Here is a 21,550-nt window from a genome sequence, read left to right on the forward strand (position 1 = left end):
CCTCAGGCCGCTTCGGACTTGATCGTCTCGACGGCCTCGTTGAAACCGCCGCTGGTGAGGCTGGACCCGGCCACGCGGGAGACGTCGATCTCGTCGATGTCCTTGCCCACGACGACCGCGGCGATGCCGTCGGCGAACTGGTTCTGGTAGTTGACGGAGTTGGGGTTGGTGGCCTCGGGCGTGACGGTGACGGCCGTGATGACGTCGCCCGCGAGGGTGAGCGAGACGTCGATCTCCTCTTTACCGTTGGGCGAGGTGTAGGTGCCGGTGGCCTCGTAGGTGCCGTCGGTGTAGGTGCTGGCGCTGTCGCTGGTGCCGCTCGCGCTGTCGTCGGTCGCCGCGGCGCTGCTGCTCGCGGAGGGGGTGCTCGTGGCAGACGTGCTGGGAGTGGTCGTGTCGTCGCTGCCGGTGGTGGTGGCGCTGGAGTCGCTGGCGCACCCGGCGAGCGCGACGGTGATCGACAGTCCGGACATCGTGGCGAGGGCGAGCTTCTTCTGGCGAGTGATCATGATTTTCCCTGTCGTTGTGGTGGTCCCGCGGGCATCGTGTGCGGTGTGGGGCGACTGATACGAACGTATTGATCGACACTGGCAGGCTGCTATGAACCGCCGATGCGCTCCCTATGAGCTGCCCGAGACGCCTCACGGCGGCCCGGTCGCCTCATCTGGGGTCAACGGGCCGCGGCGCCGAAACGTTCAATCGGATTCGGGATCCGGATGCTCGTGGTGCGCCGAGCGACCGCCCGTGCGCCCCGCGGACCGCTGCCAGCGCAACCGGCGGAGCGTGCTGATGGTGCGCTGCTCGGGCAGGCTCCAGCCGAAGCGCACGGCCAGCAGGCGGATGAGCGTGGTGACGATCACGCAGCCGATGCCGGCGACCGTGATGCTCGATCCGCTCGCCGTCGCGCCCACCAGGAACACCGCGCCGGCGCCGGCCGCCACCGCGTAGAGCGAGCCGACGTGCATCACGCCGATCGGCATCCCGAGCAGGATGTCGCGCAGCATGCCACCGCCGACCGCCGCCACGATGCCGATCATCACCGCCGGAACCACCGGGAGCCCGAGGGAGAGCGCCTTGCTCGCCCCGATGGCGCAGAACAGCCCGAGGCTCACGGCGTCGAGAACGGTGATGGTGACGTTCAGGCGGCTCAGCAGTCGCTCGAGCAGCATGCCGAGCAGGGCCGCGACGATGGCGATCGGGATGAACCAGTTGGTCTCCAGTGCGGCGGGCACCTGGTTCAGCAGCACGTCGCGCAGCAGACCGCCACCCATTCCGGTGACGACGCCGATCAGTCCGACGCCCAGCAGGTCGAGCCGCCGGTCTTTGAACTGGGCCGCGAACATGGCTCCCTGCACGCTGCCGAGGCCGGTCGCCGCGAGGTCGAGCCAGAACGGCGTGACGAACTGTTCGGCGACCATGCCTCAAGTCTTATCACGAGGCGTGCCGCTGGCGGCATCCGCCCTCTCCGCATCCCAGGTGCACGCTGCGGCAGCACCACGACATGCCACAAGTTCTGGCAAGTCGGCCCCAGAAGCGGCGACTTGGCAGAAGTCGTCGGTGGTGGGGTGCGGGCGGCGCGGCGGGCGCCGGTCAGGCGCGACGGGAGAGGAGGTAGTGGTTGAGCTCGGCGGTGAGGGCGGCGTCGAAGGGGAGCGGATGCGCGTCGAGGTGCGTGATGCCCACCGCGAGGCGCACGCTGGAGACGAACCAGGCGCCGTCGGAAGCGCGCACCTCGTCGAGCGTGAGGGCACGGTAGAGCGTCTCGAAGCGACGGGCGCCCGCCCCGGCACCGCCGGGTGCGGCGCTGTCTGCGCCGTCGGGCGCCCCCACACCTGCCCCGGCACCGGCACCGGTCGCGAAGTCGAAGACGGCGCGCTGGGTGGTGCCGTGCAGCACGCCGATCGCGGGATCCGGGGTGACGAGGGTGTCGCCGATCCGCACGATCAGGCTCGAGGTGGGCCCCTCGAGGGCGTAGCCGTCACTCGTGACGAAGAGGGCGTCGTCGGCGCCGCGCCGGTGGGCCTCGCGCACCGCGGCGAGGTTCGTGGCGTACGACAGCGTCTTGGCCCCGAGCAGCAGCCACGGGGCATCCTGAGCGGCCGTGCTCGAGAAGCCGCGATCGAGGGTTGCCAAACGCATCCCGTCACGGCGGAGCTTCCCGGCGTCGGCGCTCGGGGACAGCACGATCCAGGATCGCGGGTGCCCCGCATCCGCCGCCCGGCCGCGCGTGACGACGAGCTTCAGGAAGTGCTCGGCGTCGTGCGGCGCCTGGGCGGCGACCTCGGTGACGATCCGCTCGAGGGCGCCGAGGTCGGCGGGGGCGATGTCGAGCTGGGCGAGGGAGCCGGCGAGGCGGTCGAGGTGCGGGCGCACCGCCTGGGCGCGGCCGCCGACCACGCCGAAGGTCTCGAACACGCCGTCGCCGCGCTCGGCCGAGCTGTCCAGCGCCGACACGATCGGGTCGGCCACCGGCACCGCGCGCAGGCCGGCGAGTGCCGCTGCGCCTCGGTCGGCCGCCGATGACCCTGTCCCACCGGACGGGCTCCCGGCCTCGTGCGTCGGGTAGTCGAACAGGTAGGTCAGCGCGTCCATGACTCCATCATCCCAAGCTCCCGCTCCGCCGGCTGCCGCGCGCCGCGCGTCGATTGCGGTCAGCGGATGCAGGAACCCCGGGGAGTGGTGGCCTGTTCGGGGTCGGTCACCGGAATATCTGCATCCGCTGACGGTCCCCGGCCGGCGCCCTCAGCGGAAGGCGAGGATCTCGGGGCCCCAGGCCTCGCGGATGTCGGCGTCGGGGTCGTGCTCGACGCGGTCGTCGCGGTCGATGATGAGAGTGCTGCGGCTCGACTCGTCGTAGCGGGGCCAGGACGGGGCGTCGGCGAGGGGCGATGCCGGGGCGCCTGCCGCATCCGGGGACGCCGCATCCGGGGCGCCAGCCGCATCCCGGCCTACTTCCGCATCCGGGACGACTTCCGCATCGGGCACGCCGGCCTCATCCACCACCAGCGCGGCATCCGGGTCGCCCGTTCGCGCGAAGGCGAGCCAGCGCGCCTGCATGCGCTCCGACACCCGCAGCGCCTCGGAGCGGCCGCCGAGGCCGAACACGATGTCCTTGCCGCGGGGCGCGAACGAGCCGAACACGTAGGCGAGCTCGGCCGCGTGGGTGGCACCGATGCCCGAGACGCGCAGCAGCGGGGTGGCGTGGTCGAAGCGGTACATCCAGGTGGGGGCGAAACGGCTGTGCGCCTCGGCGAGCCAGACGGAGGGCATCCGGAAGCCCGCGTCGCGCGACACCTCGGCGGGCGTGCGGCGCCGCGGATAGGCCGGGTAGGCGCCGGTGATGCGCGCTCCGGCCCCTTCGAACTCGGGGCGGTCTGCCGCGATCTCGGCGAACATCTGCTCGACCTTCTCGCCCGTGATGGGCAAGAGCGGCGAGCGCATCAGCTTGAAGAACGACGACTCGTCGTGGTTGGTGCCGATGATCAGCGGGATGCGCGGGGCCCGCCCCTCGCGGAACACCGTGAGCGGGAACTCGGGCAGCACGTCGTCGCCCTGCATCGGCGCCATGGCGAGGGTGCCGGGCACCTTGCCCGAGACCTCGTGCACGAGCTCGGCACCGGCATCCACCAGGTCGAAGACGTCGAGCTCGCGCAGGCGGTGCGATTCGCCGGGAGCGATGCCGACGATCTCGAGAAAGCGCTCGGCCACGGCCCGGGCGCGCTGCCGGCCGTAGATCGAGGTGACCGGGGCGCTCTGGGCGATGGCCCGGTGGAACAGCCCGGTCGTCAGCGGCGAGGCCATCAGGGCGACGACGGATGCTCCTCCCGCCGACTCGCCGAACAGCGTCACGTCGTCGGGGTCGCCGCCGAACGCCGCGATGTTCTCACGCACCCACTGCAGGGCGAAGATCTGGTCGCGGAGGCCGAGGTTGGAGTCGAAGCCGTGGGTGAAGCCGGCGCCGGTGGTGGCGCCGGTGGTGACGTCATCCGCGAGGCTCGAGAAGTCGACGAAGCCGAGCACGCCGAGGCGGTAGTTCACGGTGACGACGACGACGTCGCCGTTCGCGGCCAGGTGGCGGCCGTCGTAGTAGCGCTGGGCGGTGGAGCCCTGGAAGTAACCGCCGCCGTGGATCCACACGAGCACGGGCTTGCCGCGGTGAGGCGGGGCGGCGGTCGTGACATCCGGATCCCGACCATCGGGAGTGCCGGTGCCCGCAGCCGTTCCGCGCGGAGACCAGATGTTGAGGGTGAGGCAGTCTTCGGCGATCGAGACGCCGGGCACGACCTCCATCGACTTCAGTACCCGCTGCGGGGCCATCGGCCCGAAGTGCGTCGCGTCGCGCAACTCGTGCCAGGGCTCGGCCGGAGCCGGCCGCCGGAACCGCCGCTCGCCGACCGGGGGCGCCGCGAAGGGCACGCCCTTCCAGCTCAGCACCTCGCCCTCGCGAGCGCCGCGCACCGCCCCCGCGGTGGTCTGGCGGATGAGGGAGTCTGCTCCGCCGCCCGTCGTCATGCCGAAATGCTACCCGGGCATCCTGCACCTTCGCCCAGCGTGGGCTCGTTCACGAGGGCTCGGAGCCCGGCGTGCGCGGCAGGGCGGAGAGGTCGGTGACGGCGGGGCCTTCGAGGCGGGTGCCTTCGGCGGCGAAGCGGGAGGCGTGCAGGGGGCAGTCCCAGCTGAGGGCGTCGTCGTTCCAGCGCAGCACTCCGCCGAGGTGGGGGCAGACCGCCGAGACCGCGCGGGTCTCACCGTCGACCGTCGAGATGCCGACGGGCGCGCCGGCGCGGTTCGCGACCACGCCGCAGCCCTCCGCGGGGCGCGGCACGGGCACGTCGGTGCGCTCGGCGGCCGCCCAGCCCGCCACGGCCTCGCGACCCACCGCAGTTCCGGCGACGGCCCCGCGGCCGATGTCGGCCGGGATGGTCACGCGCGTGCCGATCACCTGGTGCCAGCGACGGCGCTCCTGCCGCGGCTCCCCCGAGATCTCCGAGGTGAGCCGGATGGCCGCGGCCACGCCGTTGGTGAGCCCCCACTTGGCGAAGCCGGTGGCGAGGTAGACGCGTCCGCGGCCCCGCGGCAGCGCTCCGACGAAGGGGATCAGGTTGTGCGACTCGTAGTCCTGGGCCGACCAGCTGTGGGTGACCCGCGCCCCGGGATACAGCGCCCCCGTCCACTCCTCGAGCTCGAGCACGCGCTGCCTCTCGGAGCGCGAACCCGGCCGCCCCACTTCGTGCCCGTTGCCGCCCACGACGAGCAGCTCCGTGTCACCGCGCGGCGCCGTGCGCACCGAGCGCGAGTGCTCGCCGTCGCCGATCGAGAGGAACATCCCGCCGTGCAGCGGCGCAGCATCCGGAACCTCGAACGACAGCGCGTACGACCGCATCGCGTGGGTCTTGGCGAACGTCAGCCCCCGATCGAGGATCGGCGTGGCGGTCGCGAGCACGACGGCGTGCCCGCGCACGTCTCCCAGGGCGGTGCGCACCCGAGCGGGGTCCGAGGCCTTCACCCCGGTCACCCGGGCACCCGTGTGGATGACCCCGCCCGCCGCGAGGAAGGCGCGCGCCAGCGCATCCAGGGCGTCCATCGGGTCGAACTGCGCCTGCTCGGCCAGGGCCACCCCGAAGGCGAACGGAAAGGGCACGTCGACCTGATCGCCGTCGACGAGCGTCACCGGCAGCCCCGCCTCACGGGCGGCACTGTACTCGTCCTCCACGGCGACGGCGGCATCCGGATGCTGCGCGTAGCTGTAGGCCGTGTGCCGCTGCACCGGTACGCCCGCCTGCTCGCAGAACGCGAGCAGCCATTCCTGACCGTCGCGATTCGAGTCGACATAGGCGCGCAGCAGGCGCCGCGAATGGTGCGAACGGATGCTCGACAGCCGCGATCCCTGCAGCAGTGAGATCTTGCCGGTGGTGTTGCCGGTGGCAAGTGCGCCGATGCCGCGCGCCTCGAGCACGACGACCTTGTGACCGGTCTCGGCGAGCATCAGCGCGGTGCTGAGGCCCGTGATGCCGGCGCCGACCACCACGACGTCGTAGAGCCGATCGGCGAGAAAGGGCTGGGTGAGCAGGGGCGGACGCCCGTCGAGCCACAGCGAACCACGAGAACCGGGAGAACCGGGAGAACCAGCAGAACCGAGCGAGGACATGGGCTCAGTAGACACCCGCCCGCACCCCAGCGGGAGGGATGCTCAGCGGGTCGCCATCTCGACCGGAACATGCCTACGGTAGGAGGCGGGCATCCTGATCTAGGATGCCCCGCACACAATCGAGAAAGAGGGCGAGCATGAGCGAGCTGAGCGACCGGATCGACGAGCCCGGCGAGGCGGACGACTTCGCCCGCACGGCCGACGACCTCGAATCCGTCGACCCCGAGGGTGCTGAGGACATCGATCTCCTCGAAGACGCCGAGGGCGTCGATGTGAAGGTCGACCCCGTCTTCGACGACGACGAAGAGGTGCTGAACGACAACCTCGGCTACGAGGAGTAGGCCGACCTCAGGGAACCATGGGAGCGGCACCCGGCGTGGCGGGGCCGTCACCCATCGTGCCGGGTGAGGGCTGCTGCGCTGCCTGGGCCGTCTGCGCCTCTTGCGCCGCCCGGATCGCGGCGCGCCCGGAGGGCAGCAGCACGGCCACGACGATCACGAGCACCGTCGCGATGCCGGCCAGCACGAGCAGCGTCTGCACCGTCACCACATCGGCGAGCGGGCCGAACACCAGCATCCCCACCGGGGTGGCCAGCGCCATCACGATGCTGACGTAGCTGAACACGCGCCCCTGCATCTCGGGCTGCACGGTCTCCTGCACCAGGGTCATGAAAGGCGCCGAGAACAGCGGCACGAGCATCCCGAACGCGAACATGAACGCGTAGAACACCACGAGATTCGTGCTGAGCCCGAGCCCGATCGTGAACACCGCGAAGCCGAAGCTGGCCACCAGGATGAGCCCGATGCGGCTGCGCTTGGCCAGCACGGTCGACACCAGCACGCCACCGAGAAGCATGCCCACGCTGAACGCGATCTCGAGCACCGTCACCATCCACACCTCGGGCCCGAAGGTGCGCGCCACCATCAACGGTGTGATGAACGAGGGCGCCACGGTGAGCAGGAACAGGATGGCGAACACCAGCAGCAGCCAGCGCACCACCTGCTGGCGGGCGATGTAGCGCATGCCCTCCACGAGGTCTTCGCGATAGCTGGTGGCCTTCTCGGCGACGCGCGTGAGCGTCGGCACCGCCACGAAGGCGAGCATCAGGATGCCGATGCCGGCCGTCACCACGTCGATGAAGAACACCGGCACGATGCCGAAGGCGCCGAACACCACACCGGCTGCGGCGGGCGCGAGCAACGCCATCGCCGACTGGATGGTCTGGAAGACGCCGTTCACCCGCATCAGCTGCTCCGGCGGCGCGATCTGCGGGATCATCGCCTGCACCGCCGGCGTCTGGAACCCGGCACCCACCGAGCGCACGCCCACGGCGAGCAGGATGATCCACAGATCGGTGACGCCGTTCAGCATCAGCAGGGCGAGTACCAGCGTGACGGCGGCGATCGTGCCGTCGGAGAGCATCACGAGCACACGCCGGTTCATGCGGTCGGCCAGCACCCCGCCGAAGATCGACACGATCCCCTGCGGAAGGAAGGCGGCGACGGCGTACAGCGCCACCATCAGACCCGACCGGGTTTCGAAGGTGACGTACCACATCACCGCGTACTGCACGATCATCGACCCGAACAGCGACACCGTCTGCCCGCCGAGGAACAGCCCCACGTTGCGTCGCCAGTGCGCGGGCGTGCTCGCGGTCGCTCCAGGGCTGATCTCGGACATGTTCACAGCGTACACATGGCCACCGACACCGTCCGGTCGAGCCGGACGGGGGTGGGTGTCGGCTCAAAAGGCTGCAAAATACGCCGAGTGGAGGCGTATACGGCCTCGGTCGTCGCTATTTGCAGCTTTTTGAACCGAGACCCGGCGGCGGGGGTTCAGATTCAGGTTGCGTCAGATGTAGATGGCGGGGTCGAGGTAGAAGGCCGGGTCGGTGAGGGAGGCCTGCGGCGCGGAAGCGCCCGGGGCGGCGGCGGAGACGTCGCGGGCGGGGATGCCGACGAGCACCGAGCCGGGCGGGGCGTCCTTCACCACCACGGCGCCCGCGCCGATGCTCGAGTCGGCGCCGATCCGCACCGGTCCGAGCACGGTGGCACCCGCGCCCACGACCACGCGGTCGCCGAGGGTCGGATGCCGCTTCTCGCGCCGGGTGCTCCGGCCGCCGAGGGTGACGCCGTGGTAGAGCATCACGTCGTCGCCGATCACGGTGGTCTCGCCGATCACCACGCCCATCCCGTGGTCGATGAACAGGCGGCGGCCGATCCGGGCCCCCGGATGGATCTCGACCCCCGTGAGGAAGCGCGCCCACTGCGAGAGCAGGCGCGCCGGCAGGCGCAGCCCCGGACTCCGCCACCACCGGTGCGCCACCCGATACGCCCAGACGGCGTGCACGCCGGGGTAGCCGAGCACCACCTCGAGCGTGCTGCGCGCCGCCGGGTCGTGCGACCGCGCGGCCGCCACGTCTTCCCGCAGACGGGACCTGACACTCACCCGCTCAGTCGGCGAGGCCGGCCCAGAGGGGCGTGGAGATGTAGCGCTCGCCCAGGTCGCAGACCACGGCGACCACGGTCTTGCCGGCGTTCTCGGGGCGCTTCGCGACCTCGAGGGCCGCCCACATGATGGCGCCCGACGAGATGCCCGCCATGATGCCCTCCTCGCTGGCCAGCGCACGCGCCACCTCGAGCGAGTCGTCGAGGGTCACGTCGATGATCTCGTCGTAGACCTCGCGGTCGAGGATGGGCGGCACGATGTTCGCGCCGATGCCCTGGATCTTGTGCGGCCCGGCCACGCCCTGCGTGAGCAGCGGCGAGTCGAGCGGCTCGACGCCGACGATCTGCACGCCGGGCTTCCGCTCCTTCAGCACCTGGCCGACGCCCGTGATGGTGCCGCCCGTGCCGATGCCGGCCACGAAGATGTCGACGGCGCCGTCGGTGTCGGCCCAGATCTCCTCGGCCGTGGTGGCGCGGTGCACGGCCGGGTTGGCCTCGTTCTCGAACTGGCGGGCCAGGATGGCGTTCGGCGTGGAGTCGACGATCTCCTGCGCCTTCGCCAGGGCGCCCTTGATGCCCTCGGGCCCGGGGGTGAGCACGAGCTCGGCGCCGTAGGCGCGCATGACGACGCGGCGCTCGGCCGATGCCGTCTCGGGCATCGTGAGGATCACCTTGTAGCCGCGGGCGGCGCCCACCATGGCCAGCGCGATGCCGGTGTTGCCGCTGGTGCCCTCGACCACGGTGCCGCCGGGCTTCAGCGCACCCGACTTCTCGGCCGCGTCGATGATGGCCACGCCGATGCGGTCTTTCACGCTGTTGGCGGGGTTGTAGAACTCGAGCTTGCCGAGCACGGTGGCGTCGATGCCCTCGGCGAGGCGGTTGATGCGCACGAGCGGGGTGCGCCCGACGAGTTCGGTGACGTCGTTGTGGATGCGAGCGGGCATGTGGGTGCGGCTTTCTGCGAGCGGACGGGGTCGTGGAGCGTCGCTCACAACTCTAGTTCTCGCATCCGGCACCCGGCCGAAAATGACGCGGCGCCCGCAGAACCGTCAGCGGTTCGGCGGGCGCCGGTCAGCGGTGATCGCGTGCGATCAGCTGCAGGTGTAGGTGACGCCGTTGATCTCGTGGATGCCCGGGCCGAGGTCGGCGCACTGGCCCACCAGCGCGACCGCACCCGCGATGGCGACGATCACGATGATGATGTAGACCACCGTCAGGAGCGCGCCGATGATGATGCCCGCGGTGGCGATGCCGTTGGGCACGCCCGCCTTGCGGGACTGCACCTTCGCGATGATGCTGATGATCAGGCCGATCACCGGGGCGAGGATGGCCAGGATGAGGCCCACGATGCCGAGCGTCTTGCCCGGCTGCGTCGCCGGAGCAGCGTTGTAGCCCCCGGGCGTGACCGGCGGGGCGGCCTGGTACTGCGGGGCGGGCTGCTGAGGAGGGACGGGAGGCTGGTTCTCGTCGGTCATGGTGCTGTTCCCTTTCGCTATGGGGCTGTCAATCCGCTCTGGATACTCCAAGGTGCTTCGAAGGTTACCGCGATGGGCTCCCGTTGGCCCTATTTCGCGGGGCGGTTGGGCAGAACGTTCCCGTGAGCAGTCGCACGGGCTCCGGATGCCCGGCCGCGGTACCCTGGATCCTTCGCGCCGTCCGATCCATCTGCCGGCCGTCCGCACCCCACCGCGAGGAGTCCCCCGTGTCTGCAGTCCGCCCGCTCTCCGGCACCCGCATCGACCTCGAGCACGGCTCGTACCGCGCCTCCATCGCGGGCCTCGGAGCCAGCCTGCGCGTGCTGCAGTTCGAGGGCCGCGATCTCGTGGCGCCCTACGGCGTGAACGAGCTGCGCCCCGGCTACAGCGGCGCCACCCTCGCGCCGTGGCCCAACCGGGTGACCGACGGCCGCTACCGCTTCGCCGGCACCGAGCAGCAGCTGCCCCTCAGCGAACCGGCGCGCGGGCACGCCCTGCACGGCCTCGCCCTCTGGCTCGCGTTCACGGTGACCGAGCGCTCGGTCGACGCCGTCACGCTCACCGCCACCGTGCAGGCCCAGGCGGGCTACCCGCACCGCCTCGACCTCGAGGTCACCTACCGGCTCGACGACGAGGGCCTGCACCAGAGCGTCACCGCCACGAACGCCGGCGACGACGCGGCCCCCTTCGGAACCGGGCCGCATCCGTACCTCGTGGCCGGGCCCGGCCGGGTCGACGACTGGGTGTTCGAGCTGCCCGCATCCGAGGTTCTGACGGTGACTCCCGATCGGCTCATCCCGCAGGGCCTCGCGTCGGTCGACGCCGTCACGGATGCTGCGGCCGGCCGGGCGGGGACGTTCGACTTCCGCGAAGCCCGCGCGATCGCCGCGACCGTGATCGACCACGCCTTCACCGGTATCGCGCGCGACGGATCGGGCGTCGCCACGGTCTCGCTCACCGCAGCCGACGGATCCGGGGTCGCCATGCGCTTCGACGAGTCGTGCCCGTGGATCCAGGTCTGCACCGCCGACGACCCCCTCGACGCCGAGGCGCACCGCCGTGGGCTCGCGGTCGAGCCGATGACCTGCCCGCCGGACGCTTTCAACTCGGGCACCGATCTGCTGGTGCTCGACCCGGGGACGTCGACGACGGCATCCTGGAGCATTTCCGCCCTGACTTCCTGAGCCCGTCTTGTCGCGTCAGGCTTTGGTGGTCGACGAGCGGTCGACGATCACGGCCCACAACGCGTGCAGGCCGGCACGGATGGAGTCTTCCTCCACTCCGGCGAGGTACTGAAGGACGAAGCCCTCGAGCGCCGAGAACACATGGCGGGCGACGGCGTCGAGATCGCCGTCAGGGACATGTCGTCGCAGGCTTTCTCGAGTGACATCGAAGTAGCGCTCGTAAAGGCGCTTCACCGGCAGCGCGAAGAGCGGATTCCTCCGGGCCTCCAAAATCATCTCGTACTGGAAGACCTGGATACCCGGTGCCACGACCAGTGACTCCAGCAGCGCGTTCGTGAATCGTTGCTCCGACTCGAAGTCTAGCAGCAGCGTCGTGTCGATCGACCTCTCGACCGCCCACTCGAGAGCGGCCGCAAGGAGAGCATCCCGCGTTCCGAAGTGATGCGCGACGAGTGAGTTGTTGACTCCGGCTTGGGCGGCGACCGCCCGGAAGGTCAGCCCGCGCAAGCCCTTCGCCGCAACGATCTCGACTGCGGCCTCGACCAGCGCCTCGCGACCGCCGCCGTATCGCACCTGTCGAACCATGACCTCATGCTAACAACGCATGACTGCGCATTGCGCTCAAAACTAAGCATGTGCTTAGATTGCTCCCGCACCACTCGGGTGCATCTCGATGTCGAGAGGGGACGAAGATGTCTGAAGCCGCGTACGCGAGCTCCGCCACGATCGATCGCACCGACGCCGTACCGTTCGAGGTCGGCACGGTTCAGTGGGTGCGCCGGCCCGGGGACGGGAACCGGAGCGAACTCTCCGCGGGCTATTGGTTCATCACTCCGGAGCAGACGCCCGGACCGATGACCATCACCGGGCACGCCGATGAAACCGTGCACATCCTGGAAGGTCACGTCACGGTGGCCGTGGAGAACGGGCCGACCCTCGATCTCCGTGCCGGCTCCAGCGCCTCGCTCAACCGCGGGACGGTCGCGACGTGGACCGTGCTCGAGCCCACCGTCGAGTTCTTCGTGTACTCGTGAACCGCACGCCTGCACGGCCAGGGCACCACGACGTCATCGTCGTGGGTGCCGGGTTCGCCGGACTCGTGGCCGCGAGGGAACTCTCTCACGCCGGGTTGGACGTGCTCGTGGTCGAAGCCCGCGACCGTATCGGCGGTAGGACGTGGCTCGACGAGCGAATGGGGATGGAGCTCGAAATCGGCGGTACGTGGGTCCATTGGGTTCAGCCTCACGTCTGGGCCGAGTTGCGCCGGTACGGCATCGGGCTGGCGCCCAGTCCCCTACCCGAGACCGCGGCCTGGTGGAACGGCGAGCAAGCCGTTGCCGGGACACCGGATCAGCTTCTCGACCTGCTCGATGAAGGCAACACTCCACTCCTGGCAGATGCCATGACCGTTTTCCCTCTCCCGTATTCGCCCCTCAGTTCCACCATCGTCGACGAGATCGACGGTGACCGTCTCCTTGAGCGAATCCGGTCGCTCGGCCTCACCAGCGAGCAGGCATCCGTGCTTGAGGCTTTCTGGACGCTGAATTTCAACGGCAGGCTCGATGACGCGGCGTTCACCCAGGCGCTTCGCTGGGTGGCGCTGACCAACGGTGACTGGAAGCTGAACTTCGAGGCATGCGCCACGTACAAGATCGCCGGAGGAACCAAAGCCCTCGCCTCAGCGATCGCCTCCGACAGTTCGGCGACCTACGCCCTCGGCGTCGATGTGGCGAGTATTGATACGTCACCGGGCGAGGCGATCGTCGTCGCACGGGACGGCCGGCGTTTCACAGCGGACGCGGCGCTGGTGACCGTTCCCCTGCACGCACAGGATCGTATTGCGTTCACCCCGGAACTCAGCGCGTCGAAGCGAGACGCTCTCGATCGAGGCCAGTTAGGCCTGGGAACCAAGACCTGGTTCACAGTCGAGGGGGAACATCGTGCGTTCGTGGCGATGGGAGCCGCCGACTGGCCGCTCACGTTCTTCCAGTCGGAGTACGTCCACGACGGAAAGACCTACGTCATCGGGTTCGGCCCGGATGCCGGCGCCATCGATCCATTCAATGTCCTGGCGATTCAAGAACAGCTGTCGAAGCTGCGTCCCGATCTTCGCGTGCTGGAGTCGGCCGGTCATGACTGGGTGCACGATGAGTACTCGGGTGAGACCTGGCCGATGCACCGCACCGGCTTTCTGACGAGGTCCCTCGCTGCTCTGCGTGAACCCCACGGGGCGATTCACTTCGCTGGTTCCGATCTGGCTGACGGGTGGGGCGGGTTCATCGACGGCGCCATAGAAAGCGCACTCAGTGCGTCGCGAACTCTCATCGATGCCCGCAGGCCCTCAGACACGCGGGCCTGACCGAAGCCCCCACCGAACCGAGATCAAGGGAGATCGACGTGACCGACCGAACAGCTGCCCCAATCCCCGTGCCGACGACCACGTCAGCAGATCCGAGAGACAGGACGTCGCTTCGTGAAGGCGCCGTGGGCGTCTTCGGCATCCTCTTCTTCGTGCTCTCCGCGCAGGCCCCGCTCACCGGCATCGCCGGCGCACTGCCGTTGACCGTCCTGCTCGGCAACGGGGCCGGCGCGCCTGGCGCCTACCTGCTCATCGGCGCCGTCATCGCGCTCTTCGCAGTGGGCTTCATCGCGATGAGTCGCCGAGTCGTCGCGAAGGGAGCCTTCTATGCCTACGTCGGCGCCGGAATGGGCCGCAGGGCCGGCACCGGATCCGCGTGGCTGGCCTTGCTGGCCTACGCGACCGTTCAGGCGGCGATGTACGGTTTGTTCGGCGCGAGCGTCGCAGCGCTCTTCGCCTCGCTGGGGATGATCATCCCGTGGTGGCTTCCGGTGCTGATCACCATCGCCCTGGTGCAGCTTCTCGGATCGCTGAACATCGAACTCGGGGCGAAGGTGCTCGCCATCCTCGTCGGGCTCGAAATAGCAATCCTGCTCGCCTTCTCGCTCGGGATCCTGTTCACCGGCGGCGGCCCGGAAGGCGGCAGCATCGATGTCGCCGCCAGCTTCTCTCCTTCTGCCGTTCTTTCCGGGGCACCCGGTGTCGCCCTCATGTTCGCCGTCGCCTCGATGTTCGGCTTCGAGTCCACGGCGATCTATTCCGGGGAGGCCAAGGATCCGAAGCGGACGGTGGCGCGGGCGACCTTCCTCTCCGTCGCAGTGATCGCACTCTTCTTCAGCTTCGTCTCCTGGATGTTCATCTCGTTCTACGGAGCGAGCGAGGTCGTGGACGCGGCGGGAGCAGCCGTGGAATCGGGTGACTCGACGTCATTCGTCTTCGCCGCGCTCGACGGGATGCTCGGCCCTTGGTCCGGGCCGGTGGGCAGCATCCTGCTCGTCACCTCCCTGTTCGCCGGGATCCTCGCCTTCCACAACGGAATCAACCGGTACCTCCATGCGCTGGGAAGTCAGGGCTCACTCCCGTCTCGCCTCGCCCGCACGAACTCGCATCAGTCACCCTCTGCAGCTGCCTGGGCCCAGAGCGTCATCGCCGTGATCCTGATCGCTCCGTTCGCGCTCTTGGGACTGGACCCCGTCCTGACCCTGTTCTCGTGGTTCAGTGGTTTGAGCGTCGCAGCTCTCGTCACCCTCTACTCTCTGTGTTCCATCGCGATCGTCGTCTACGCGCTCCGACACCGCGCTGACTCCAGCGTTCTGAAGATGGTGGTCGCACCCGTGCTGGCTACTCTCTGCCTCCTCGGCGTACTGGCCGTGATCATCGTCAATTTCACCTCGCTCATCGGCGGCGAGCTTCTCACCGCCTCACTCCTGCTGATCGTCGTCCCGATCGTGTTCTCGATCGGCTTCATCAGCGAGAGAAACCGCACCACCCCGAAAGGACAGCGCCCATGACCGACACGACCGCACTCTTGGACTTCGTCTGCGTCAGCGCAGACGAAGGCCGCCCCATCCCCGACGCCGCCACCCGAGAAGTGATCGGCTACGCCCCCGTGCACACTCTCGCCGACCTGGAGGAACGCATCGCCGGCGCGCGTGCCGCACAGCCGGCCTGGCAGGCCCTGGGCCACAGCGAGCGAAGCCGGATCCTGAACGCGATCGCGGATGAGATCGAGGCCAACTCCGAAGAGTTGGCGCACCTGCTTTCCCGAGAGCAGGGAAAGCCGCTCGATGGGCCGAATGCGCGCTTCGAAGTCGGCGCCTGCGCGGTGTGGACGAGAAGTGCCGCCGACACGGTCTTGGAGCCAGAGCTGATTTTCGAGAGCGGCGCATCCCGCTCGATCCTCCACTACGAATCTCTCGGCGTCGTCGGCGCGATCGGCCCCTGGAACTGGCCGATGATGATCTCCGTCTGGCAGATCGCCCCATCGCTCCGGATGGGCAACAGCGTCGTCGTGAAGCCCAGTGGTTTCACTCCGCTGTCGGTACTGGCCCTCGTCGAGGTTTTCAACCGCCACCTGCCGGACGGCGTTCTCGCCGCCGTCACCGGCGACCGGGAGATCGGCTCGGCGATGGCGGCCCACCCGGAGTTCGACAAGATCATGTTCACCGGCTCAACCGCTACCGGGCGGAAGATCGTGGAGTCCTCCGCCCACAATCTCGCCCGGCTCACTCTCGAGCTCGGCGGCAACGACCCCGGGATCGTCCTTCCCGACACCGATATCAGCGGCCTCGCGGAGAATCTGTTCTGGGGATGCTTCATCAACACCGGGCAGACCTGCGCTGCTCTCAAGCGCCTGTACGTCCATGACTCGGTCTACGACGAGGTCGTCGATTCACTCGCCCGGATCGCCGAGTCGATGCCGATGGGGCGGGGTACCGACCCGGGCATGGTCCTCGGCCCGCTGCAGAATCAGGCTCAGTTCGATGTCGTCGAGCGACTCGTCGAGGATGCACGCAGTCGCGGTGCTCGAATCGTCACCGGAGGCGAAGCCGCCACCGATCTCGGGCCGCTGTTCTACCGGCCGACGGTCGTGGCCGATATCCAGGACGGTGCGGCGTTGGTGGACGAAGAGCAGTTCGGCCCCGCGATTCCCGTCATCCGCTACACCGAGATCGACGACGCTATCTGGCGGGCGAACGCCTCCGAACAAGGTTTGGGAGCCTCCGTCTGGTCGAACGACGTCGATAAGGCGCTCGCGGTCGCGCAACGTCTTCAGGCCGGTACGGTGTGGATCAACCAGCACGGCACCTTGAACCCCTCCGTGCCTTTCGGGGGCACGAAGTCCTCGGGATACGGCCAGGAGTTCGGCGTTCAGGGGTTGAAGGCCGTCGCGACACCGAAGGTCATCACGATCTGATCACCCGCGGCGTCCGCTCACGCGATGCTCGAGGTCAGGCGGCCGAACGCTCCCCCGCGAGGTCGTCGGCGTCGGGAAGGCTCGCGCGCTGGTACGCCCGGTGGTGCCGAGGGATGAACACGGTCAGCACCACACCGACCACCGCGGCCGCCGCCGAGATGATGAACGTGATCTGGAACCCGCCCGCACTCGGGGTGGTGACCCCGTTCGAGCTGATCAGGCTGGCCGAGAGCACCACGCCGAGCACGGCGCTGGCCACGGTCGACCCGAGCGAGCGCATCACCGAGTTGAGCCCGTTGGAGGAGGCCGTCTCGGTGGCCGGCACCGCCGCCATGATGAGCGTCGGCATCGACGAGTAGGCGAATCCGACGCCGAGGCCCACCACGGTGGCCACCAGGATCATGTGCCAGATCTCGGTCATGAAGAACAGGCCGCCCACGTAGGCGACGGCGATGATCGCGAGGCCGAGCAACAGGCTCACACGGGCGCCTCTGGCCCGGATGAGGCGCGCGGCCACCGGGGACATGGCCCACATCACGAGGCCGCTGGGCATCAGGCAGAGGCTCGCGACCAGCATGGTCTGGCCGAGCCCGACACCGGTTCCCACGGGAGCCTCGAGCAGCTGCGGCAGTGCCACGGTGCTGGCGAAGAAGGCGAAGCCGACCATCACCGAGGCGAGGTTGGTGAGCAGCACGGTGCGCCGCCCGGCGATGCGCAGGTCGACCAGCGGGCTCTCGGTACGCAGTTCGAACACGCCCCAGAGCACGAGAACGACCACGCCGGCCGCGAGCACGCCGAGGGTGACCGGGCTGCCCCAGCCCCAGGTTCCGCCCTTCGAGACGGCCAGCAGGATGCCGGTGAGCCCCACCGCGAGGCCGGCCGCGCCGAGGAAGTCGAACCGGCCTTCGCTGCGGAGCGTGCTCACCGGGATCAGCCGCCACACCAGCGCCAGGGCGATCACGGCCAGCAGGCCCGACACGATGAAGAGGAAGTGCCAGTCGAGGTACTGCGAGATCACGGCGGCCAGCGGCAGGCCCACGGCACCGCCGACGCCGAGCGTGGCGCTCACCAGCGCGATCGCGCCGCCGAGACGGTCGCGGTGCAGCACGTCGCGCAGGATGCTGATGCCCAGCGGGATCACGCCGATGCCGACGCCCTGCAGGGCCCGGCCCACGATCAAGAGCAGCAGCGAGTTCGCGAACAGGGCGACGAGCGAGCCGAGCACCACGAGACCGAGAACGATCAGCATGATGCGGCGCTTGCCGTAGAGGTCGCCGAGTCGCCCGGTGATCGGCGTCGCCACCGAGGCGGCGAGCAGGGTGACCGTCACGGCCCACTGCGAGTCTTCGGGCGTGACGCCCAGGATGCCGGGCAGCGAGGGCACCAGCGGAGTGAGCAGGGTCATCATGAACGCGGCCACGAGGCCGGTGAAGGCGAGCGCGAACACGACCGCCCGCGAGTTCACGGGCTGCTGCAGGCGTGCGCGCTCGGCATCCGTCAGCCAGGCGCCGCCGGTGGCCCCGGGCGCACCGTCAGCGGCAGCCGCGGCACCGGCACCGGCAGCGCGGATGGCGCCGGTGTCGGTGCGGTCGTCGAATCTGGTCACAGGATTCCCTTCGGGGAGCGATGCGGGAGGCGACGCTGCGGCCCGATGGGGCAGCAAAATAATTGCCCCTGGTGAACTACTTTACTCGGGGTGTCAACCGGGCGACCGGGGCGGATATTCCGTTCGGCCCGATAATGAGGTCATGAGCGAGGTCATGCGCACGGAGCGGGGATTCGATCGGCTGGTCAACTTCAGCGACGCGGTGGTGGCGATCGCGATCACGCTGCTGATCCTGCCGCTGGTCGACACGGCCACCGAGCTCGACGGGATGACCCTCTCGGAGCTGTTCGAGAAGGACGGCCAGAAGCTGCTGGTGTTCGTGATCAGCTTCGTGGTGATCGGCCGGTTCTGGCTGGCCCACCACCGCATCTACGAGCGCATCGTCAGCTACAACACGACCCTGATCTGGGTGAACATGTTCTGGTTGCTCACGATCGTCTTCCTGCCCTTCCCCACGGAGCTGATCGCGACCACCGGATCGGCCAACCCCGACACGACCCTGCTCTACGTCGGCACGATGCTGGCCACGAGCGTCTCGAGCGCCGCGCAGCAGTGGGTGATCGTGCGCAGCCCCGATCTGCAGGCGCCGGAGGTGCGCGGCACGCTCACCGTGCTGCCGAGCCTGGCCACCTCGGTGATGATGCTCGTCGTGCTGCTCGTGGCGCTCGCCCTGCCCGATCTGGGGCTGCTGCCCCTGCTGCTGCTCCTGTTCACCGGCCCGGTGCTGGCGGTGCTGAACCGGGTCGAGAAACGGCGGGCGCTCAGAGCCGGTCGTGCTCGGCCGACGCCCTCGGAATGAGGGGGACGGCCACCACCGGGCACAGCGCCACCGCCGCGAAGGCCAGCGGAAAGCCGAGTACTCCGATCAGCGCGCCGACCGCCGGGCCCACCGCCGAGGCCGCCACGAACTGAGCCGTGTTCTGGGCGCCGAGGGCGCGGCCGGCCCACGCCGATCCGGCCACCTCGGCCACCGAGGTGAAGGCGAGGCCGTTGTCGGCCACCACTACACTCGTGGCGATCACGAACAGCACACCCGCGGCGATCAGGGCGGCCAGGACGGTCGGGCCTGAGGATGCCGGCGCCGCGGCATCCGGAACCGCCCCCGTCGTCGCATCCGGAACCGCACCGGTCGCCCGCAGAACGGCGTCGAGCCCGGCGAGCAGCAGCATCATCGCCGCGGCCGCCACGGCCACCCAGGCGAGCGGGCGCACCCGGCTGCCGACGCGGTCGCTCAGCACGCCCACGCCGATGCGGCCGATCGCCCCGACGAACTGGGCGACGCCCACCAGCACGCCGGCGATCACCGGATCCATGCCGATCTCGGCGATCAGCCAGACCAGGCCGAAGGTCGAGAGGGTGAACTGCGGCACGACCAGCAGCACCGAGACGGCGTGGATGCGCCAGAGGAATCCGCTCGACCGATAGGGGTTGGCGGCGCGCGCCACGTCGGGGGCGGCCGCCCGCGGAGCCCGTGGCGGGTTCCGGATGCCGATCGCGCAGGCCACCGCGAACACCGCGGTCAGCACGGCCGGCACGGCCAGTGCTGCGCCGACCCCCACACCGGAGGCGAGCTGCGGAACGCACAGCGCGGCGATCGTCACCCCGAGCGGCTGCGCCATCTGACGGATGCCCATCGCGAGGCCCCGGCGGTCTTTCGGGAACCAGCCCACCACCACCCGGCCGCTGGCCGCATTCGTGCTGGCCGAGGCCGCGCCGCCGAGCAGGAAGAACAGCCCCAGCGCCACGTATCCCTGCGCCTGGACGGCGGCGAAGGCCGCTATGGCCGTGAGCGCGAGCCCGCCGGCAATCACCCAGCGCTCGCCGATGCGGTCGGCCAGGGCGCCCCAGGCGATCAGGGTGAGCACCATGCCGATGGTCGGCGTGGAGGCCAGCAGGCCGGCTTCGGCCAGGCTCAGGCCGCGCTCGGTGTGCAGTAGGGGGATGAGGAAGGCGGGGGCGCTCACGAACACGGTGCCCGAGATCTGGGCGCCGAGGCCGAGGCCGAGTGCCGTCCAGGCGCGGGCGGCGTGGGGCATGGGCTCGCGCGGCGGCTTCGCGCCGCGTCGCAGCTGCGTCGTCGAGGTGCTCATGAGGTCTCCTTCCGGTACGAGTCCGGGCCCGGGTCCGGTACGATGACGGTACACCAATTTGGTATCCCAAATCGAACCGGGGAGAGCGTCATGCCCGATACCGTGCCGTCGCAGGCATCCGGACTCTTCGAACGGATGCGGTCCGCCATCCTGACCCTCGAGCTCGCCCCCGGCGAGCGCCTCACCGAGCGCGGGCTCGAGGCCGCCTTCGCGGGATCGCGCACGCCGGTGCGGGCCGCTCTGATGCGGCTCGAGAACGAGGGACTCGTGCTGCGCGAGGGGCACGCGGGGCGTGGCTGGGTGGTGGCGCCGATCGATGTGGCCGAGATCCGGTCGCTGGCCGAGCTGCGCGAGGCGGTGGAGTCGATGGCCGTGCGGCTCGCCGTGGAGCGGGCCGTGGATGCCGACCTGGATGCGGTGGCCGAGCTGCTGACGGCGGGCGGTCCGGCCGCCGACGAAGACGAGGGCCTGCGCGCCGGCAGCGACTTCCACGTGGAACTCGCGACGCTCTCGGGCAACCCGCTGCTGGCCGACGCGGTGCGCGGCGCGATGACCCGGCTGGCGCGCACCCGCTGGCTCGAGGTGCGCACGGCCGCGTCGCGGGCGCAGGCGCGCGACGAGCACCAGGCGATCGTCGACGCCCTCCGCGCGCGCGACGCCGACCGGGCGGCCGCCCTCGTGGCGGCGCACATCCGCGACACCAATGAGCGCCTGGTGCACTTCCTCACCGCCGAGCGCCGCCGCCTGCGCGGTCACGGCCTCTCGATCGTCGACGGCGCTCCCGCACGCCCCACCCGCGCGAACTGAGCACCCTCACCCCTCGTCGCGGCTCGTTCGGTCGCGATTTCGTGCCTTCATCCGGCCCCGAAGACACTTTTTTGCGACCGAACGGCTCCCCGGGAGCTGCGGCGCGCGGGTGGGGAGTGTGAGGGTCAGCTAGCGCAGAGTCAGCGGGCTGAGGACTCCACGGCGCGGAGGAAGGCCACGGTCTCGTCTTTGAAGACGCGCGAGGTGACCGCGGTGATGTGATCGCGGCCGGGCAGGGGCACGAAGGAGGCGTGCCCGATGCGGGACGCGAGCTGCTCGATCGGGCCGGCGAGCTCGTCGTCGGTGCCGGCCGCGAAGAGCAGCGGCTGCGACGGGATGCGCGCGAGCGGCCGGAACGCGTGCCGCTGCTGCGCCTCGGCCACGCGCAGCAGCGCGTGCGGGTCGTTGCCGGGGATGCCCGCCGCCATCCGCACGTAGCGCGCCGTGGCATCCGGCGCGTCCGGTGCGTCCGGTGCTCGGGGCGCAGCAGGGCGCGGCGCGGCAGTACGCTCCCCCT

General features: G+C 69.9%; 20 protein-coding genes and 1 pseudogene. 8 read left to right on the forward strand and 13 right to left on the reverse strand.

Annotated elements, in window-relative coordinates; genetic code table 11:
• Window positions 1–2: 2 nt before the first annotated feature.
• The 5 genes from Q0D75_RS05685 to Q0D75_RS05705 all read right to left on the reverse strand — a co-directional run bounded on the left by Q0D75_RS05685 (window position 3) and on the right by Q0D75_RS05705 (window position 6,148).
• Window positions 3–509, reverse strand: a complete 507-nt coding sequence (locus tag Q0D75_RS05685; RefSeq protein ID WP_291050325.1) for a hypothetical protein — start codon at window positions 507–509, stop codon at window positions 3–5.
• A gap of 186 nt (window positions 510–695) precedes the next feature.
• Window positions 696–1,418 (reverse strand): TRIC cation channel family protein, encoded by a 723-nt coding sequence (locus Q0D75_RS05690; protein ID WP_291050327.1) that lies wholly within the window; start codon window positions 1,416–1,418, stop codon window positions 696–698.
• A gap of 172 nt (window positions 1,419–1,590) precedes the next feature.
• A complete protein-coding gene (locus tag Q0D75_RS05695) occupies window positions 1,591–2,592 on the reverse strand; it encodes an aminotransferase class IV (RefSeq protein ID WP_291050329.1) in 1,002 nt (333 codons plus the stop codon).
• 150 nt (window positions 2,593–2,742) lie between these two features.
• Entirely contained in the window at window positions 2,743–4,512 is a 1,770-nt protein-coding gene (locus Q0D75_RS05700) for a carboxylesterase/lipase family protein (RefSeq protein ID WP_291050331.1), read from the reverse strand.
• Window positions 4,513–4,561: 49 nt separating this feature from the next.
• The gene (locus Q0D75_RS05705) at window positions 4,562–6,148 is read right to left on the reverse strand and encodes an FAD-dependent oxidoreductase (RefSeq protein WP_291050333.1); all 1,587 of its coding nucleotides are present in this window, start codon (window positions 6,146–6,148) and stop codon (window positions 4,562–4,564) included.
• Between the two features lie 137 nt (window positions 6,149–6,285).
• Here Q0D75_RS05705 and Q0D75_RS05710 point away from each other — a divergent pair, with 137 nt between their 5' ends.
• Window positions 6,286–6,489, forward strand: a complete 204-nt coding sequence (locus Q0D75_RS05710; protein ID WP_291050335.1) for a hypothetical protein — start codon at window positions 6,286–6,288, stop codon at window positions 6,487–6,489.
• Between the two features lie 7 nt (window positions 6,490–6,496).
• Here Q0D75_RS05710 and Q0D75_RS05715 read toward each other — a convergent pair whose 3' ends face one another.
• From Q0D75_RS05715 to Q0D75_RS05730, 4 genes are all read right to left on the reverse strand, one after another.
• On the reverse strand, window positions 6,497–7,828 hold the full coding sequence (locus Q0D75_RS05715; RefSeq protein WP_291050337.1) for an MFS transporter: 1,332 nt from the start codon (window positions 7,826–7,828) through the stop codon (window positions 6,497–6,499).
• 171 nt (window positions 7,829–7,999) lie between these two features.
• Window positions 8,000–8,596, reverse strand: coding sequence for a serine O-acetyltransferase EpsC (gene epsC, locus Q0D75_RS05720; RefSeq protein WP_291050339.1), 597 nt, complete (start codon window positions 8,594–8,596; stop codon window positions 8,000–8,002).
• Window positions 8,597–8,600: 4 nt separating this feature from the next.
• Entirely contained in the window at window positions 8,601–9,539 is a 939-nt protein-coding gene (gene cysK / locus Q0D75_RS05725; protein ID WP_291050341.1) for a cysteine synthase A, read from the reverse strand.
• 147 nt (window positions 9,540–9,686) lie between these two features.
• Complete coding sequence (locus tag Q0D75_RS05730; protein WP_291050343.1) at window positions 9,687–10,070, reverse strand: DUF4190 domain-containing protein; 384 nt, start codon at window positions 10,068–10,070, stop codon at window positions 9,687–9,689.
• A 227-nt stretch (window positions 10,071–10,297) separates the two neighbouring features.
• On the opposite strand from Q0D75_RS05730, the gene Q0D75_RS05735 reads away from it, so the two are divergent.
• Complete coding sequence (locus Q0D75_RS05735) at window positions 10,298–11,254, forward strand: aldose 1-epimerase family protein (protein ID WP_291050344.1); 957 nt, start codon at window positions 10,298–10,300, stop codon at window positions 11,252–11,254.
• Between the two features lie 15 nt (window positions 11,255–11,269).
• Here Q0D75_RS05735 and Q0D75_RS05740 read toward each other — a convergent pair whose 3' ends face one another.
• Entirely contained in the window at window positions 11,270–11,839 is a 570-nt protein-coding gene (locus Q0D75_RS05740; RefSeq protein WP_291050346.1) for a TetR/AcrR family transcriptional regulator, read from the reverse strand.
• 107 nt (window positions 11,840–11,946) lie between these two features.
• Here Q0D75_RS05740 and Q0D75_RS05745 point away from each other — a divergent pair, with 107 nt between their 5' ends.
• The 4 genes from Q0D75_RS05745 (at window position 11,947) to Q0D75_RS05760 (ending at window position 16,530) form a co-directional block, all read left to right on the forward strand.
• A complete protein-coding gene (locus Q0D75_RS05745) occupies window positions 11,947–12,288 on the forward strand; it encodes a cupin domain-containing protein (protein WP_291050347.1) in 342 nt (113 codons plus the stop codon).
• A complete protein-coding gene (locus Q0D75_RS05750; RefSeq protein ID WP_291050349.1) occupies window positions 12,285–13,613 on the forward strand; it encodes an NAD(P)/FAD-dependent oxidoreductase in 1,329 nt (442 codons plus the stop codon). The genes Q0D75_RS05745 and Q0D75_RS05750 overlap by 4 nt, the downstream gene beginning before the upstream one ends.
• Before the next feature lie 125 nt (window positions 13,614–13,738).
• Window positions 13,739–15,124 (forward strand): APC family permease, encoded by a 1,386-nt coding sequence (locus Q0D75_RS05755; protein WP_291050351.1) that lies wholly within the window; start codon window positions 13,739–13,741, stop codon window positions 15,122–15,124.
• Window positions 15,121–16,530: an aldehyde dehydrogenase family protein gene (locus Q0D75_RS05760; protein ID WP_291050353.1), complete on the forward strand. Its 1,410-nt coding sequence runs from the start codon at window positions 15,121–15,123 to the stop codon at window positions 16,528–16,530. The genes Q0D75_RS05755 and Q0D75_RS05760 overlap by 4 nt, the downstream gene beginning before the upstream one ends.
• 34 nt (window positions 16,531–16,564) lie before the next feature.
• Here the strand turns inward: Q0D75_RS05760 and Q0D75_RS05765 are convergent, their stop codons facing one another.
• A complete protein-coding gene (locus Q0D75_RS05765) occupies window positions 16,565–18,136 on the reverse strand; it encodes an MFS transporter (protein ID WP_366513413.1) in 1,572 nt (523 codons plus the stop codon).
• Between the two features lie 142 nt (window positions 18,137–18,278).
• Between Q0D75_RS05765 and Q0D75_RS05770 the strand changes: the two genes are divergently transcribed.
• Window positions 18,279–18,935, forward strand: a complete 657-nt coding sequence (locus Q0D75_RS05770) for a TMEM175 family protein (protein ID WP_291050356.1) — start codon at window positions 18,279–18,281, stop codon at window positions 18,933–18,935.
• Here Q0D75_RS05770 and Q0D75_RS05775 read toward each other — a convergent pair.
• Complete coding sequence (locus Q0D75_RS05775; protein ID WP_291050368.1) at window positions 18,898–20,172, reverse strand: MFS transporter; 1,275 nt, start codon at window positions 20,170–20,172, stop codon at window positions 18,898–18,900. The genes Q0D75_RS05770 and Q0D75_RS05775 overlap by 38 nt on opposite strands.
• A 144-nt stretch (window positions 20,173–20,316) precedes the next feature.
• Between Q0D75_RS05775 and Q0D75_RS05780 the strand changes: the two genes are divergently transcribed.
• A complete protein-coding gene (locus tag Q0D75_RS05780) occupies window positions 20,317–21,033 on the forward strand; it encodes a GntR family transcriptional regulator (RefSeq protein ID WP_291050358.1) in 717 nt (238 codons plus the stop codon).
• Between the two features lie 140 nt (window positions 21,034–21,173).
• On the opposite strand, the pseudogene Q0D75_RS05785 reads toward Q0D75_RS05780, so the two are convergent.
• A pseudogene (locus Q0D75_RS05785) lies at window positions 21,174–21,550 on the reverse strand (hypothetical protein); the annotation flags it as partial.

Source organism: Herbiconiux sp., assembly GCF_023264855.1.
Taxonomy (GTDB): Bacteria; Actinomycetota; Actinomycetes; order Actinomycetales; family Microbacteriaceae; genus Herbiconiux.

Bases quoted from the DNA above. Each gene is read 5' to 3' on its own strand.
- Q0D75_RS05685 (WP_291050325.1), bottom strand. From the start codon at position 509: ATGATCACTCGCCAGAAGAAGCTCGCCCTCGCCACGATGTCCGGACTG.
- Q0D75_RS05690 (WP_291050327.1), bottom strand. From the start codon at position 1,418: ATGGTCGCCGAACAGTTCGTCACGCCGTTCTGGCTCGACCTCGCGGCG.
- Q0D75_RS05695 (WP_291050329.1), bottom strand. From the start codon at position 2,592: ATGGACGCGCTGACCTACCTGTTCGACTACCCGACGCACGAGGCCGGG.
- Q0D75_RS05700 (WP_291050331.1), bottom strand. From the start codon at position 4,512: ATGACGACGGGCGGCGGAGCAGACTCCCTCATCCGCCAGACCACCGCG.
- Q0D75_RS05705 (WP_291050333.1), bottom strand. From the start codon at position 6,148: ATGTCCTCGCTCGGTTCTGCTGGTTCTCCCGGTTCTCCCGGTTCTCGT.
- Q0D75_RS05710 (WP_291050335.1), top strand. From the start codon at position 6,286: ATGAGCGAGCTGAGCGACCGGATCGACGAGCCCGGCGAGGCGGACGAC.
- Q0D75_RS05715 (WP_291050337.1), bottom strand. From the start codon at position 7,828: ATGTCCGAGATCAGCCCTGGAGCGACCGCGAGCACGCCCGCGCACTGG.
- cysK (WP_291050341.1), bottom strand. From the start codon at position 9,539: ATGCCCGCTCGCATCCACAACGACGTCACCGAACTCGTCGGGCGCACC.
- Q0D75_RS05730 (WP_291050343.1), bottom strand. From the start codon at position 10,070: ATGACCGACGAGAACCAGCCTCCCGTCCCTCCTCAGCAGCCCGCCCCG.
- Q0D75_RS05740 (WP_291050346.1), bottom strand. From the start codon at position 11,839: ATGGTTCGACAGGTGCGATACGGCGGCGGTCGCGAGGCGCTGGTCGAG.
- Q0D75_RS05745 (WP_291050347.1), top strand. From the start codon at position 11,947: ATGTCTGAAGCCGCGTACGCGAGCTCCGCCACGATCGATCGCACCGAC.
- Q0D75_RS05760 (WP_291050353.1), top strand. From the start codon at position 15,121: ATGACCGACACGACCGCACTCTTGGACTTCGTCTGCGTCAGCGCAGAC.
- Q0D75_RS05770 (WP_291050356.1), top strand. From the start codon at position 18,279: ATGAGCGAGGTCATGCGCACGGAGCGGGGATTCGATCGGCTGGTCAAC.
- Q0D75_RS05775 (WP_291050368.1), bottom strand. From the start codon at position 20,172: ATGCCCCACGCCGCCCGCGCCTGGACGGCACTCGGCCTCGGCCTCGGC.
- Q0D75_RS05780 (WP_291050358.1), top strand. From the start codon at position 20,317: ATGCCCGATACCGTGCCGTCGCAGGCATCCGGACTCTTCGAACGGATG.